At 59.0% G+C, this 13830-nt stretch carries 15 protein-coding genes; 4 read left to right on the top strand and 11 right to left on the bottom strand.

The genetic code is table 11. The features are described 5' to 3' along the window. Position 1: 1 nt before the first annotated feature. The 4 genes from lspA to murJ all read right to left on the bottom strand — a co-directional run bounded on the left by lspA (position 2) and on the right by murJ (position 5957). Positions 2-514: a signal peptidase II gene (lspA, locus tag BLU63_RS15110; RefSeq protein WP_010467537.1), complete on the bottom strand. Its 513-nt coding sequence runs from the start codon at positions 512-514 to the stop codon at positions 2-4. Beyond that, a complete protein-coding gene (gene ileS, locus BLU63_RS15105; protein ID WP_083375723.1) occupies positions 507-3338 on the bottom strand; it encodes an isoleucine--tRNA ligase in 2832 nt (943 codons plus the stop codon). The genes lspA and ileS overlap by 8 nt, the downstream gene beginning before the upstream one ends. After that, entirely contained in the window at positions 3339-4289 is a 951-nt protein-coding gene (gene ribF / locus BLU63_RS15100) for a bifunctional riboflavin kinase/FAD synthetase (protein WP_010467535.1), read from the bottom strand. Positions 4290-4418: 129 nt separating this feature from the next. Beyond that, positions 4419-5957: a murein biosynthesis integral membrane protein MurJ gene (murJ, locus tag BLU63_RS15095; protein ID WP_010467534.1), complete on the bottom strand. Its 1539-nt coding sequence runs from the start codon at positions 5955-5957 to the stop codon at positions 4419-4421. Positions 5958-6209: 252 nt separating this feature from the next. On the opposite strand from murJ, the gene rpsT reads away from it, so the two are divergent. After that, on the top strand, positions 6210-6488 hold the full coding sequence (rpsT, locus tag BLU63_RS15085) for a 30S ribosomal protein S20 (protein WP_008154937.1): 279 nt from the start codon (positions 6210-6212) through the stop codon (positions 6486-6488). 184 nt (positions 6489-6672) lie between these two features. Here the strand turns inward: rpsT and BLU63_RS15080 are convergent, their stop codons facing one another. From BLU63_RS15080 to rplU, 5 genes are all read right to left on the bottom strand, one after another. Then, the gene (locus BLU63_RS15080; RefSeq protein ID WP_010467533.1) at positions 6673-7137 is read right to left on the bottom strand and encodes a CreA family protein; all 465 of its coding nucleotides are present in this window, start codon (positions 7135-7137) and stop codon (positions 6673-6675) included. 12 nt (positions 7138-7149) lie between these two features. Further along, positions 7150-8268 (bottom strand): glutamate 5-kinase, encoded by a 1119-nt coding sequence (gene proB, locus BLU63_RS15075; protein ID WP_083375722.1) that lies wholly within the window; start codon positions 8266-8268, stop codon positions 7150-7152. 123 nt (positions 8269-8391) lie between these two features. Next, positions 8392-9615, bottom strand: coding sequence for an Obg family GTPase CgtA (cgtA, locus tag BLU63_RS15070; RefSeq protein WP_010467530.1), 1224 nt, complete (start codon positions 9613-9615; stop codon positions 8392-8394). A gap of 193 nt (positions 9616-9808) precedes the next feature. After that, the gene (gene rpmA / locus BLU63_RS15065) at positions 9809-10084 is read right to left on the bottom strand and encodes a 50S ribosomal protein L27 (RefSeq protein WP_003215862.1); all 276 of its coding nucleotides are present in this window, start codon (positions 10082-10084) and stop codon (positions 9809-9811) included. A 34-nt stretch (positions 10085-10118) separates the two neighbouring features. Then, positions 10119-10433, bottom strand: a complete 315-nt coding sequence (gene rplU, locus BLU63_RS15060; RefSeq protein ID WP_003176051.1) for a 50S ribosomal protein L21 — start codon at positions 10431-10433, stop codon at positions 10119-10121. Positions 10434-10673: 240 nt separating this feature from the next. On the opposite strand from rplU, the gene BLU63_RS15055 reads away from it, so the two are divergent. The 3 genes from BLU63_RS15055 (at position 10674) to BLU63_RS15045 (ending at position 12627) form a co-directional block, all read left to right on the top strand. Further along, positions 10674-11642 carry a polyprenyl synthetase family protein gene (locus tag BLU63_RS15055; protein WP_083375721.1) on the top strand — a complete coding sequence of 323 codons (969 nt, stop codon included), beginning with the start codon at positions 10674-10676 and terminating at the stop codon, positions 11640-11642. Between the two features lie 180 nt (positions 11643-11822). Then, on the top strand, positions 11823-12164 hold the full coding sequence (locus tag BLU63_RS15050; RefSeq protein ID WP_010467527.1) for a zinc ribbon domain-containing protein YjdM: 342 nt from the start codon (positions 11823-11825) through the stop codon (positions 12162-12164). A gap of 205 nt (positions 12165-12369) precedes the next feature. Continuing rightward, the gene (locus BLU63_RS15045; protein ID WP_010467526.1) at positions 12370-12627 is read left to right on the top strand and encodes a PA4570 family protein; all 258 of its coding nucleotides are present in this window, start codon (positions 12370-12372) and stop codon (positions 12625-12627) included. A gap of 113 nt (positions 12628-12740) precedes the next feature. Here the strand turns inward: BLU63_RS15045 and BLU63_RS15040 are convergent, their stop codons facing one another. Beyond that, positions 12741-13358, bottom strand: a complete 618-nt coding sequence (locus BLU63_RS15040) for an FKBP-type peptidyl-prolyl cis-trans isomerase (protein ID WP_010467525.1) — start codon at positions 13356-13358, stop codon at positions 12741-12743. Between the two features lie 126 nt (positions 13359-13484). Next, entirely contained in the window at positions 13485-13790 is a 306-nt protein-coding gene (locus tag BLU63_RS15035) for a DUF6482 family protein (RefSeq protein WP_010467524.1), read from the bottom strand. Between the last annotated feature and the right edge of the window lie 40 nt (positions 13791-13830).

Genomic DNA, 13830 nt, shown 5'->3' with positions numbered 1-13830 from the left:
TTCAGTCATGAACGGCTTCTCCGGTCTTTTTACTTTTGAACATGTCCAGCGCGAGCATCACGGCCCCGACGCTGATGGCGCTGTCGGCAAAGTTGAACGCCGGGAAATACCAGCGGTTCTGCCAATGCACCAGAATGAAGTCGATCACATGGCCCAGGGCGATGCGGTCGTACAGATTGCCCAGCGCCCCGCCCAGCACCAGCGCCAAAGCGACGGCCAGCCAGGTTTCGTTGCGCCCCAGACGCTTGAGCCACACCACCAGCACCGCACTGACCACCACGGCGATCAGGGCAAACAACCAGCGCTGCCAGCCGGAGCTGTCGGCCAGGAAGCTGAATGCCGCGCCAGTGTTGTAGGCCAGGGTCCAGCTGAAATAATCGGGAATCACCACGATTTGCTGGTACATCTTCAACGAGCCTTCGAAGTAGAACTTGCTGGCCTGGTCGATGACCAGGACCAGCAAGCTCAACCAGAGCCAGCTCAGCCGTCCGAAACGGCCAGCAGCGTTAGGCATAATGACGAACCTCGCCCGCACCGCTGATGTTGTCGACGCAACGACCGCAGATTTCCGGATGCTCCGGGTTCACGCCGACGTCTTCACGGCAGTGCCAGCAACGGGCGCACTTGGCGAAGGCCGACTTGACGATTTTCAGCTTCAGGCCGCTGACTTCGGTGACTACCGCGTCCGCAGGTGCCTGAACAAAAGGCGCCACGCTGGCGGTCGAGGTGATCAGCACGAAGCGCAGTTCGTTGCTCAGCTTGGCCAGGTCGGCGCTCAGCGTTTCTTCGGCGAACAGCGTCACCTCGGCTTGCAGGTTGCCACCGACGGCCTTGGCCGCGCGCTGGATTTCCATTTCCTTGTTGACCGCGACCTTCACCGCCATGATCCGCTCCCAGTAGGCGCGGCCCAGTTCGACGTTGTCCGGCAGTTCGGTCAGGCCTTCGTACCAGGTGTTGAGCATCACCGATTCGTTGCGCTCGCCCGGCAGGTATTCCCACAGCTCGTCGGCGGTGAAGGCGAGGATCGGCGCGATCCAGCGCACCAGCGCTTCGGAGATGTGGTACAGCGCGGTTTGCGCCGAACGGCGCGCCTTGCTGTTGGCGCCAGTGGTGTACTGACGGTCCTTGATGATGTCGAGATAGAAACCACCCAGCTCTTGCACGCAGAAGTTGTGGATCTTGGAGTAGACGTTCCAGAAGCGGTATTCGCCGTAGTGCTCTTGCAACTCGCGTTGCAGCAGCAGGGTGCGGTCCACGGCCCAACGGTCCAGGGCGAGCATTTCCTCGGCCGGCAGGATGTCGGTGGCCGGATTGAACCCGGTCAGGTTGGAGAGCAGGAAGCGCGCGGTGTTACGGATACGCCGGTAGGCGTCCGCACTGCGTTGCAGAATCTGCTCGGAAACCGCCATTTCACCCGAGTAATCGGTGGAAGCCACCCACAGCCGCATGATGTCGGCGCCCAGGGTGTCGTTGACCTTTTGCGGCGCGATCACGTTGCCCAGCGACTTGGACATCTTGCGACCGGACTCATCGACGGTGAAACCGTGGGTCAGCAGCTCGCGGTATGGCGCATGGTTGTCGATGGCGCAACCAGTCAGCAAGGACGAGTGGAACCAGCCACGGTGTTGGTCCGAACCTTCCAGGTACAAGTCGGCGCGCGGGCCGGTCTCGTGGCCCATCGGGTGCGAACCGCGCAGGACGTGCCAGTGCGTGGTGCCCGAATCGAACCAGACGTCCAAGGTGTCGCTGATCTTGTCGTACAGCGGCGCCTCGTCACCCAGCAGTTCGGCAGCGTCCATCTTGAACCACGCTTCGATGCCTTCGACTTCAACACGCTTGGCGACTTCTTCCATCAGCTCGGCAGTGCGCGGGTGCAGCTCGCCGCTTTCCTTGTTCAGGAAGAACGGGATCGGTACGCCCCAGTTGCGCTGACGGGAGATGCACCAGTCTGGACGGTTGGCGATCATCGAGTGCAGACGTGCCTGGCCCCAGGCCGGGACGAACTGAGTCTCTTCGATGGCTTTCAGTGCGCGCTTGCGCAGGGTGTCGCCGCTGACAGGCTCTTTATCCATGCCGATGAACCACTGCGCGGTGGCGCGGTAGATCAGCGGGGTCTTGTGACGCCAGCAGTGCATGTAGCTGTGTTCGATGATGGTGGTGTGCAGCAGCGCACCGACTTCGGTCAGTTTGTCGACGATGGCCGGGTTGGCTTTCCAGATGAACTGGCCGCCGAAGAACTCCAGCGATGTCACGTAAACACCGTTGCTCTGTACCGGGTTGAGGATGTCGTCGTTGACCATGCCGTACTTCTTGCAGGTCACGAAGTCGTCCACGCCATAGGCCGGGGCGGAGTGAACCACGCCGGTGCCAGCGCCCAGCTCAACGTAATCGGCCAGGTAAACCGGCGACAGGCGATCGTAGAACGGGTGACGGAAGTTGATCAGTTCCAGTTCTTTACCGGTGGTGGTCGCGATGACCGAGCCTTCCAGGCTGTAGCGGGCCAGGCACGACTCGACCAGCTCTTCCGCCAGCACCAGCAGTTTGTCGCCAACGTCGACCAGGGCGTAGTTGAATTCCGGGTGAACGTTCAGCGCCTGGTTGGCCGGGATGGTCCACGGGGTGGTGGTCCAGATCACGATCGAGGCAGGTTTGGCCAGGGACGCCAGACCGAAAGCGGCAGCCAGCTTGGCTTCGTCGGCAATCGGGAAGGCCACGTCGATGGTCGAGGACTTTTTGTTTTCGTACTCGACTTCCGCTTCAGCCAGGGCTGAACCGCAGTCAAAGCACCAGTTCACGGGCTTCAGGCCCTTGAACACGAAACCGCCCTTGACGATTTCGGCGAGCGCGCGGATTTCACCGGCCTCGTTCTTGAAGTCCATGGTCTTGTACGGGTTGGCGAAGTCGCCCAACACGCCCAGACGGATGAATTCGGATTTCTGGCCTTCGATCTGCTCGGTGGCGTAGGCGCGGCACAGTTCGCGGGTTTTGTCCGCGCCCAGGTTTTTGCCGTGGGTCACTTCGACTTTGTGTTCGATCGGCAGACCGTGGCAATCCCAGCCCGGAACATAAGGCGCGTCGAAACCCGACAGGGTTTTCGAGCGGATGATCATGTCCTTGAGAATCTTGTTCAGCGCATGACCGATGTGAATCGTGCCGTTGGCGTAAGGAGGACCATCATGAAGTACGAACTTCGGACGATCCTTGCCAATCTCGCGCAACTTACCGTACAGGCCAATGCTGTCCCAGCGCTGCAGAATCTGCGGTTCGCGCTGAGGCAGGCCGGCCTTCATTGGGAAGGCGGTGTCCGGAAGGTTTAGCGTGGCTTTATAGTCGGTCATTTAAGGCTCTTCATTAGCGATTGGCGCTAGGTGCGACAGGGCACGGGCGGCGGCAACATCCGCATTGATCGCCGTCTTAAGCGCCTCCAGAGAGGCGAAACGCTGCTCTTCACGCAGCTTGTGGTGGAAAACCACCGTCAAACGCCGGTCATACAGATCGCCGGCAAAATCTAAAAGGTGCACTTCGAGGTGGGCTTTGCCATCACCTTGTACCGTGGGCCGCACGCCAATGTTGGCGACGCCGGGCCAGGTCTTGCCGTCGATATCGACGTTGACCAGGTACACCCCGGTCAAGGGCACGCGACGACGCTTGAGTTGAATGTTGGCGGTGGGCGTACCCAGTTGGCGCGCCAGCTTCTGGCCATGCAGGACCCGCCCGGTGATCTGGAACGGACGCCCGAGCAGCCGCTCGGCCAAGGCAAAATCGGCAGCGGCCAAGGCATTGCGGACCTGCGTGCTGCTGACGCGAATGCCGTCCAGCTCGACGGTTTGCGCCGCTTCAACGGTAAAGCCCTGAACGATGCCAGCCTGCTGCAGGAAATCGAAATCCCCTACCCGGTCACAGCCGAACCGGAAGTCGTCACCGACCTCCAGGTGCTGGACGCCGAGACCGTCGACCAGAATGGCATCGACGAATTCACTGGCACTGAGCTTGCTCAGCCGGTGGTTGAAGGCCAGGCACAGGACCCGGTCGACACCTTCGTCGGCCAGCAGCTGCAGTTTGTCCCGCAGCCGGGCCAGACGGGCCGGGGCCGTGTCCGGGGCGAAGAACTCTCGCGGCTGTGGTTCGAAAATCACCACGCAGCTGGGCACGCCCAACTCGATAGCGCGCTCACGCAGCCTCGCCAGGATAGCCTGGTGGCCACGGTGAACACCGTCAAAGTTGCCAATAGTGGCGACACAGCCCCGATGCTGGGGGCGCAGGTTGTGGAGGCCTCGAACCAGCTGCATAACGCGCTTCTTGCTCATAAAGTGGTCGATTATAACCACACCCGGCGGCCGACGACAGGCAACACCGTAACCCAAAGTAATCGAGCCGACAAAACTGCCGGTTCGCCCATGTTTATCGAGGCCCAAGCCTCAGCTCAGCGCCTTGCGATTGAAGTCGCGCAAACGAAAGCCCATCAACAGCAGCATGCCGAAATAACTGATCACCCCGGCAGCGACCAACGCGCCCAGGCGCAGGAACCGCTCCAGCATATGCCCCTGATCCCAGGCCGGCATGAAGTGCATCCCGGCCAGCAGCACAGCAGACATCACCAACACCGCAATCACAAGCTTCAGACCGAATTTGGCCCAACCCGGTTGCGGTTGATACATCTGCTGCTTGCGCAGCTGATAGAACAATAGCCCGGCGTTGATGCAGGCACCGATGCTGATTGCCAGGGCCAGACCGGCGTGAGCCAGCGGGCCGATGAGCACGAGGTTGAACAGCTGAGTAACGATCAGGGTGAAAATCGCTATTTTTACCGGAGTGCGGATGTTTTGTTGCGCATAAAAGCCCGGCGCCAGCACTTTGATCACGATAATTCCGAGTAAACCGACTGAATAAGCGATCAACGCCCGCTGTGTCATGGAGGCATCAAACGCGCTGAATTGGCCGTACTGGAACAGCGAAACGGTCAGCGGCTCGGCCAGAATCCCCAGTGCCAGAGAACACGGCAACACCAGCACGAAGCACAGACGCAGGCCCCAATCGAGGATTCGCGAATATTCGTGGCGATCTTTGCTGGCGTAGGTCTTGGCCAGGGTCGGCAGCAGAATGGTGCCCAACGCTACGCCCAGTACGCCGGACGGCAACTCCATCAAACGGTCGGCGTAATACATCCACGACACGGAGCCGGCGACCAGGAACGAGGCGAAGATGGTGTTGATGATCAGGGAAATCTGGCTCACTGACACGCCGAGAATCGCCGGTAACATCTGCTTCATCACCCGCCAGACACCGCTGTCACGCAGATTCAGGCGTGGCAGCACGAGCATGCCGATCTTTTTCAGGTGGGGCAGCTGATAAAGCAACTGCGCCAGGCCACCCACCAGTACCGCCCAACCCAAGGCCATGACGGGGGGGTCGAAGTATGGCGTGAGGAATACCGAAAAGACGATCATGCTGACGTTGAGCAACGTCGGCACGAAAGCCGGCACCGAGAATCGGTTGTACGTATTGAGGACCGCACCGGCCAATGAAGACAGGGAGATCAGCAATATATAAGGAAAAGTCACCCGCAACAGATCGGTAGTCAGCTCGAATTTTTCCGGGGTATCGGTAAAACCCGGCGCGGTGGCCCAGATGACCCACGGCGCGGCGAGTATGCCTAGCGCGGTAACCAGGGCAAGCACCAGCGTCAGCAAGCCAGACACGTAAGCGATGAACGTTCGCGTCGCCTCCTCGCCCTTCTGGCTCTTGTATTCAGCAAGAATCGGCACGAATGCCTGGGAAAAGGCACCCTCGGCGAAGATTCTTCGCAGCAGATTGGGCAGTTTGAAGGCGATAAAGAAGGCGTCCGTCGCCATCCCGGCGCCAAATGTGCGTGCGATGAGGGTGTCACGAACGAACCCCAGAATCCGGGAAAGCATCGTGATAGAGCTGACGGCGGCCAACGATTTGAGCAGATTCATTGAAAGAGTTTGTGCCTGTCGATAAACAGCAGGCGAACAAAGCGCCTACTTATGCGATACTCCGCGCCGCAGCAGCACAGAGCCAAAGCTCGCGAGTTTACAGGTCAAGCGCCGGAAATAAATATCCCGCCTCTTTATACCTACCACTTAGCGGAACGTCTCAACCGCCCTTGACAAGACATCAACTCATCGGCATGATTCGCGGCCTATTTTGTTTGCTATTTCCTAAAAAGTCTTTCGAGGAGCTCGACGGTGGCCAACACACCTTCCGCCAAAAAACGTGCAAAACAGGCTGAGAAGCGTCGCAGCCACAACGCCAGCCTGCGTTCCATGGTTCGTACCTACATCAAGAATGTAGTTAAGGCCATCGACGCAAAAGACGCTGAAAAAGCTCAAGCAGCTTACGTTCTGGCTGTGCCAGTTATCGACCGTATGGCCGATAAAGGCATCATCCACAAGAACAAGGCAGCTCGTCATAAGAGCCGCCTGAACGGTCACGTCAAGGCTCTGAACCTTGCTGTAGCCGCATAAGCGATAAGCTTGTTGAAAAACCGACCTCAGGGTCGGTTTTTTATTGCCTGCGATTTGGTACACGCCGCGCAAAAAAATGTGGGAGTGGGCCTGCTCGCGATAGCGGTGCAACACTCAACATTGATGCCGACTGTTACACCGCTATCGCGAGCAGGCTCACTCCCACATTTCGATTTGCGCCAGCTTATTGGGCGTGCGTCCACGGCAGGATCGGGATCGCCGTCACCGCATTCTGCGGGCTGCCTTCGATCAAGCGATCGCTGTAGACCAGATACACCAGCGTATTGCGCTTCTTGTCGAGGAAGCGAACCACCTGCATGGTCTTGAACACCAGTGACGTGCGCTCCTTGAACACCTCATCGCCATCCTTCAGCTCACCCTTGAAGCTGATCGGACCTACCTGACGGCACGCGATAGACGCTTCAGCGCGATCTTCCGCCAAACCCAGCCCACCTTTCACTCCGCCCGTCTTGGCCCGCGAGAGGTAGCAAGTCACACCCTCGACCTTCGGATCATCAAACGCCTCAACGACGATACGGTCGTTCGGGCCGACGAACTTGAACACCGTCGACACTTGGCCAATCTCCTCAGCCGAAGCCAGCAGCGGCATTGCCAACAGCAGACCCAACAATCCTTTTGCCACACGCATTCAAATATTCCTTCAGACCAGAATCAGGTTATCGCGGTGAACCAGTTCCGGCTCCGCCATGTAACCCAACAGACCGACAATCGCCTCAGACGACTGACCGATGATTTTTTGTGCTTCCAGCGCGCTGTAGTTGGCCAGGCCACGGGCAATTTCACGACCGTCCGGCGCCACGCACACCACCATTTCACCGCGCCGGAAACTGCCTTGAACCAGTTTGACGCCAACCGGCAGCAAACTTTTGTTGCCCTGGGACAGCGCGATCACTGCACCCGCATCCAGCACCAGGGTGCCACGGGTCTGCAGATGACCGGCCAGCCATTGCTTGCGCGCCGCCAGCATGCCGCGCTCAGGTGACAACAAGGTGCCGATGCGCTCGCCCGCCTTCAGGCGATCCAGCACACGTTCAATGCGCCCACCGACGATGATGGTGTGCGCACCGGAACGCGCCGCCAGACGTGCGGCACGTAATTTGGTCTGCATGCCGCCCCGACCCAACGCACCACCGGTACCGCCAGCGACGGCATCCAGCGCCGGATCATCGGCGCGCGCCTCGTAAATCAGGTTGGCGTCGGGGTTGTTGCGCGGATCGGCGTCGAACATGCCGTCGCGATCGGTAAGGATCACCAGCAAGTCCGCCTCGACCAGATTGGCCACCAGCGCCGCCAGGGTGTCGTTGTCGCCGAAGCGGATCTCGTCGGTGACCACGGTGTCGTTTTCGTTGATCACCGGGATCACTTTCAGCTCGACCAACGCACGCAGGGTGCTACGGGCATTCAGGTAACGCTTGCGGTCAGACAAGTCATCGTGCGTCAGGAGAATCTGCGCGGTATGCCGGCCATGCTCGGCAAAGCTCGACTCCCAGGCTTGCACCAGACCCATCTGACCGATGGCGGCAGCGGCCTGCAGCTCGTGCATTGCACTGGGTCGCACGGTCCAGCCCAGGCGACTCATCCCCGCCGCTACTGCCCCGGAGGACACCAGCACCAGTTCGACGCCCGCCTCATGCAAAGCCACCATCTGCTCGACCCAGACACTCATTGCCGCGCGATCCAGGCCCTTGCCGTCAGCCGTCAGCAAAGCGCTGCCGATCTTCACGACCCAACGCTGCGCACCTGTCACCTTGCTCCGCATCATCTTCAACCTTAGCTTGAGGGCAGCGCGACCCAGCGCCGCCCGTAACGTTATTCGTGACTACCGATTTCCAGATACTAAAACGCCGCTCGATTGAGCGGCGCTTAAGTTTACTGCAACGAATCAGTCACGCACGTAAATGATTTCCGGACCGTCTTCGTCATCCACATCTTCTTCGTCCCAGTCATCGTCGCCGATGTCATGGACCGACTTCACGCCGCTGCGACGCAGGGCACGCTGGTCATCCAGCGCTTGCAACTGGGCACGGGCTTCGTCTTCGATGCGCTGATCGAGCTCGGCCAGCTCTTCCTTGTAAACCGGGTCGTTAGCCAGACGGTCAGCACGATCTTCCATGTAACGCATGATGTCGTGGCACAGACGCTCGGTGCCCAGCTTGGAGATGGCGGAGATCACATAGACCGGACCGGTCCACTCCAGGCGATCAACGATTTCCTTGACGCGAGCGTCATGCTCTTCTTCAAGGATCTGGTCGCACTTGTTCAGCACCAACCAGCGATCACGCTCAGCCAGGGACGGACTGAACTTGGTCAGTTCGCTGACGATCACTTCAGCAGCATCCGGAGCGCTGGCGTCATCCAGCGGCGCCATGTCCACGAGGTGCAACAGCAAACGGGTACGCGACAAGTGCTTGAGGAAACGAATCCCCAGGCCAGCGCCATCGGAAGCACCTTCGATCAGGCCCGGAATGTCCGCGACCACGAAGCTCTTCCAGCGATCGACGCTGACCACACCCAGGTTCGGCACCAACGTGGTGAACGGGTAGTCGGCGACTTTCGGCTTGGCGGCCGATACGGAGCGAATGAAGGTACTTTTACCGGCGTTCGGCAAACCCAGCAGACCGACATCAGCCAATACTTTCATTTCCAGCTTGAGATCACGCGCCTCGCCCGGTTTACCCGGAGTGGTCTGGCGCGGAGCACGGTTGGTACTGGATTTGAAACGGGTGTTACCCAGACCGTGCCAGCCGCCATGAGCCACCAGCAGTTTCTGGCCAGCCTTGGTCAGGTCGCCGATCACTTCCTGAGTGGCGGAGTCGATGACGGTGGTGCCAACCGGAACACGCAGCACCAGCTCTTCACCTTTCTTGCCGGTGCAGTCGGTGCTGCCGCCGTTGGAACCGCGCTCGGCATCGAAGTGCCGGGTGTAACGGTAGTCCACCAGGGTGTTGAGGTTTTCGTCGGCGATCATGTAGACCGAGCCGCCATCACCACCGTCACCGCCGTTCGGGCCGCCGTTTTCAATGAATTTCTCGCGACGGAAGCTCATGCAACCGTTGCCGCCGTCACCGGCTTTTACTCGAATCGATACTTCGTCAACAAACTTCATAACAAAACGCCTCTCGTCATACGGACGAGCCGAAAAAATCTAGACATAAGACTCTTGCAAAAATGAGCGCAGCGACCTCAATCAACGACCGCAAATCCAGCGCTGGAGCCCATCACAAACAGCTTTGCAAGAGACTCACCCCACAAACGAAAAAGCCCCGTCGCGAGACAGGGCTTTTCCAGCAACTACGCAATTATGCCGCGACGACTTCAGTCTTCGGGACAATGCTCACGTAACGGCGGTTGAAAGCGCCTTTTACTTCGAACTTGATCACGCCGTCGATTTTAGCGAACAGAGTGTGATCTTTACCCATGCCAACACCGTAACCGGCGTGGAATTGGGTGCCGCGCTGACGCACGATGATGTTGCCCGGAATGATAACCTGGCCGCCATACATCTTCACGCCAAGGCGTTTGGCTTCTGAGTCGCGACCGTTACGGGTACTACCACCAGCTTTTTTGTGTGCCATGAGTCAATTCTCCTAGTGAGGAATTAGGCTGAAATTAAGCCTGAATACCGGTGATTTTGATCTCGGTGTACCACTGGCGGTGGCCCATACGCTTCATGTGGTGCTTACGACGACGGAACTTGATGATGCGGACTTTATCGTGACGACCTTGGGAGATCACTTCAGCCACAACGGTAGCGCCAGCAACAACTGGAGCGCCGATGTTCACGTCATCGCCATTGGCGACCAACAGAACGCGATCAAAAGTAACGGATTCGCCGGTAGCGATTTCCAGTTTTTCGATCTTCAGGTATTCACCTGGGGCGACCTTGTATTGCTTGCCACCAGTAACAATTACTGCGTACGACATGGTATTTCTCCGATAATCCTGCTCACCCAGCTCTTTATAAGAAGAGGTATTGGCTGGCATGGCTGCATAAGGCTGGAAGGCCTGTTTGCAATTGCGTAAGGCAGGTGCTGCCCAGGAAGTTCAGGGTGCGCGATTGTACGCAAGCTGCCGGGGCGATGCAAGAGGCCGTCCATCGTGCCTTGACACCCGCCGACGTGGGTCCTAGCATGCCGCGCAACCCTTCTGGAGCAACTGTCGCTGATGCAACCCCAAGCTTTCTACCGCGCGGTGGCGGACGATTTTAGCGCCGTCGACGGCATCATCAAGAAGCAGCTGACTTCCCGAGTGCCGCTGGTATCGAAAATCGGCGATTACATTACCTCGGCTGGCGGTAAACGCCTGCGTCCCCTATTAGTGTTGCTGTGTGGCAAGGCTCTGGGTCGCGAAGGCGATGACCTGCGCCTGCTGGCCGCGACCATCGAGTTCCTGCACACCGCCACGCTGCTGCACGACGACGTGGTCGACATGTCCGGCATGCGCCGTGGCCGCTCGACCGCCAACGCCATGTGGGGCAACGCGCCAAGCGTGCTGGTGGGCGACTTCCTGTATTCGCGCTCCTTCGAAATGATGGTCGAACTGGGCTCCATGCCGGTGATGAAGATCCTTTCGCAAGCCACGCGCATCATCGCCGAAGGCGAAGTGTTGCAGCTGTCCAAAGTGCGTGATGCCAGCACCACCGAAGAAACCTACATGGAAGTCATCCGCGGCAAAACCGCGATGCTCTTCGAAGCCTCGACCCACAGCGCCGCGGCCCTGGCCGGTGCCACACCGGAACAGAGCGAAGCGCTGCGCACCTTCGGCGATCATCTGGGCGTGGCCTTCCAACTCGTCGACGACCTGCTGGACTACCGTGGCGACGCGGAAACCCTGGGCAAGAACGTCGGTGACGACCTGGCCGAAGGCAAGCCGACCCTGCCGCTGATCTACACCATGCGCGAAGGCACGCCGGAGCAGGCTGCACTGGTGCGCAAGGCGATCCAGAAAGGCGGTATCGAAGACCTGGAAAGCATCCGCGAAGCCGTGGAAGCGTCCGGTTCGCTGGATTACACCGCGCAACTGGCCCGCGATTATGTAGCCCGTGCAATCAAATGCCTCGACGCGCTGCCCCCCAGCGAATACCGCGATGCATTGGTTGAGCTCAGTGAGTTTGCGGTCGCCCGTACGCACTAACTGCACCGTAATACCCTGTGGGAGCAAGCCTGCTCGCGAAAGCAATCTGTCAGTCAAATGCTGACTGGCACACCGCTTTCGCGAGCAGGCTCGCTCCCACAGTTTTTGGCGTCGCCCCCCTCCCAGCTAAAACCCTATATAATGTGCGCTTTTTAGCGATCCTGAATCCAAGGAGCTTTAGTGAGCACGTTGCCACCCTGCCCAAAATGCAATTCCGAATACACCTACGAAGACGGCGCTCAGCTGATCTGCCCCGAGTGCGCCCACGAGTGGTCCGCCAGCGGCGAAGCCGAAGCGGCGTCCGATGACACCGTGAAAAAAGATTCGGTCGGCAACGTCCTGCAGGACGGCGACACCATCACCGTGATCAAGGACCTGAAGGTCAAAGGCACGTCGCTGGTGGTCAAGGTCGGCACCAAGGTCAAGAACATCCGCCTGTGCGATGGCGATCACGACATCGACTGCAAGATCGACGGCATCGGCCCGATGAAGCTCAAGTCCGAGTTCGTCAGAAAAGTCTGATTCTGTTGTCTTCCATCCCGCGCCCTGCGTGGGATGGTGCTTCACCCGCCCCGCCTCCCCCCACATATCCTCGCAATATCCAAACGCCAGCCGTTTTGACCTTACGCAATCTTTACCCGGAATAAACCACAAACCGCCAATAGGTCCTTGCTATTTGATGAATAAGAATTATTCTCATTGAAACCCATCAATGGAGATGAGACCCATGACTTATTTGATCGATGCCTGGCTGGACCGCCCACACCCCTACCTCAGGATCCTGCATCGGGAAACCGGGGAAGTCTGTGCAGTACTTGAAGAAGAAGCCTTGAACGAGCTGCAGGATCAGGGTGATCTGGACGTCAACGGCTTGAGTTCCTGCGAGCCGGTGGTGCTCAAGGAACTGGTGCGCAATCTGTTTCTGTTCTGCTACGCCAGGGCGTTGCGCCCGACGAGCGATCTGAACCACAAGATCGAAGTATGAGTAGCACTAAACCCCGTAGGAGCGAGGCTTGCCCGCGAACCTGACAACTCGGTTCTGACTTGAACCGAGGTGATGCATTCGCGAGCAAGCTTCACTCCTACAGAATCAAAAGCTTACAGAACGTCGAGCAGTTCGACGTCGAATACCAGAACGCTGTGCGGCGGAATGCTGCCAACGCCTTGAGCGCCGTAAGCCAGTTCGCTCGGCACGTACAGGCGCCATTTGCTACCGGCATTCATCAGTTGCAGGGCTTCGGTCCAGCCAGCGATCACGCCGCCAACCGGGAATTCTGCAGGCTGGCCACGATCGTAGGAGCTGTCGAACACAGTGCCGTCGATCAGGGTGCCGTGGTAGTGAGTGCGCACTTGATCTTCACGGGTTGGCTTGGCGCCTTCACCTTGAGTCAGCACTTCGAATTGCAGGCCCGAGGCCAAGGTGGTGATGCCGTCACGCTTGGCGTTTTCAGCCAGGAAAGCCAGGCCTTCGCCAGCAGCCGCTTCGGCTTTTGCAGCTGCTTCGGCCTGCATGATTTCGCGGATCACCTTGAAGCTGGCGGACATTTCTTCCTGACCGACACGGCTAGGCTTACCGGCGAACGCGTCGGTCAGGCCAGCCAGGATCGCGTCCAGGTTAACGCCCGGTGGCGGGTTGTCGCGCAGTTGGTCGCCCAGCTGACGGCCAATGCCGTAGCTGACGCGGGTTTCGTCGGTGGACAGATTTACTTCGGACATGACACTGCTCCGCTGTGCGGACGGCCCGGGAACTTGCCGTGCGTGCACAGCGCGTCCCGGAGCGCCCGGAACCAAAAGGGCCAGCAGACTAGCACAGATGCCGTTGCGCTGATCAGGGGGTCATTGCTACCAGCGAGAACTGAAGGCGATCGGCACCTTCAGGCCCTCTTCTGCATTGGCGCCGAGTCCGCACATTTCATCATGGACCGACGTGTGCACAAGGTTGAAAGGCAAGGTGGGGAGTCGGTGCAGCACTTGACGCGCATGCTCCACCGAACGCAGGTGGAGCATATGGTCGTGGGCATCACTTAGCGGATACGCCGCCCCATGCATGCGCGCCTCCAGCAGGTAGATCCCGCCTTCCATAGAAATCAGGTTCAGCTCATCGACTTTCCCTGCGATGGCATATGCACGTAATTCAACAAGGTTCATGAATGCACCTCATACGGTGTCAAGCCAATATCAATACATG

Origin of the sequence: Pseudomonas mandelii, assembly GCF_900106065.1 — a bacterium.
GTDB classification, from domain to species: Bacteria; Pseudomonadota; Gammaproteobacteria; order Pseudomonadales; family Pseudomonadaceae; genus Aquipseudomonas; species Aquipseudomonas mandelii.
Note: the sequence above shows the minus strand (reverse complement) of the source record. Positions and strands in the feature narration are given on the sequence as shown.

Excerpts from the sequence above, each read along its gene's own strand:
- lspA (WP_010467537.1), bottom strand. The coding sequence starts at position 514 with ATGCCTAACGCTGCTGGCCGTTTCGGACGGCTGAGCTGGCTCTGGTTG.
- ileS (WP_083375723.1), bottom strand. The coding sequence starts at position 3,338 with ATGACCGACTATAAAGCCACGCTAAACCTTCCGGACACCGCCTTCCCA.
- ribF (WP_010467535.1), bottom strand. The coding sequence starts at position 4,289 with ATGCAGCTGGTTCGAGGCCTCCACAACCTGCGCCCCCAGCATCGGGGC.
- murJ (WP_010467534.1), bottom strand. The coding sequence starts at position 5,957 with ATGAATCTGCTCAAATCGTTGGCCGCCGTCAGCTCTATCACGATGCTT.
- BLU63_RS15080 (WP_010467533.1), bottom strand. The coding sequence starts at position 7,137 with ATGCGTGTGGCAAAAGGATTGTTGGGTCTGCTGTTGGCAATGCCGCTG.
- proB (WP_083375722.1), bottom strand. The coding sequence starts at position 8,268 with ATGCGGAGCAAGGTGACAGGTGCGCAGCGTTGGGTCGTGAAGATCGGC.
- cgtA (WP_010467530.1), bottom strand. The coding sequence starts at position 9,615 with ATGAAGTTTGTTGACGAAGTATCGATTCGAGTAAAAGCCGGTGACGGC.
- rpmA (WP_003215862.1), bottom strand. The coding sequence starts at position 10,084 with ATGGCACACAAAAAAGCTGGTGGTAGTACCCGTAACGGTCGCGACTCA.
- rplU (WP_003176051.1), bottom strand. The coding sequence starts at position 10,433 with ATGTCGTACGCAGTAATTGTTACTGGTGGCAAGCAATACAAGGTCGCC.
- BLU63_RS15055 (WP_083375721.1), top strand. The coding sequence starts at position 10,674 with ATGCAACCCCAAGCTTTCTACCGCGCGGTGGCGGACGATTTTAGCGCC.
- BLU63_RS15045 (WP_010467526.1), top strand. The coding sequence starts at position 12,370 with ATGACTTATTTGATCGATGCCTGGCTGGACCGCCCACACCCCTACCTC.
- BLU63_RS15040 (WP_010467525.1), bottom strand. The coding sequence starts at position 13,358 with ATGTCCGAAGTAAATCTGTCCACCGACGAAACCCGCGTCAGCTACGGC.
- BLU63_RS15035 (WP_010467524.1), bottom strand. The coding sequence starts at position 13,790 with ATGAACCTTGTTGAATTACGTGCATATGCCATCGCAGGGAAAGTCGAT.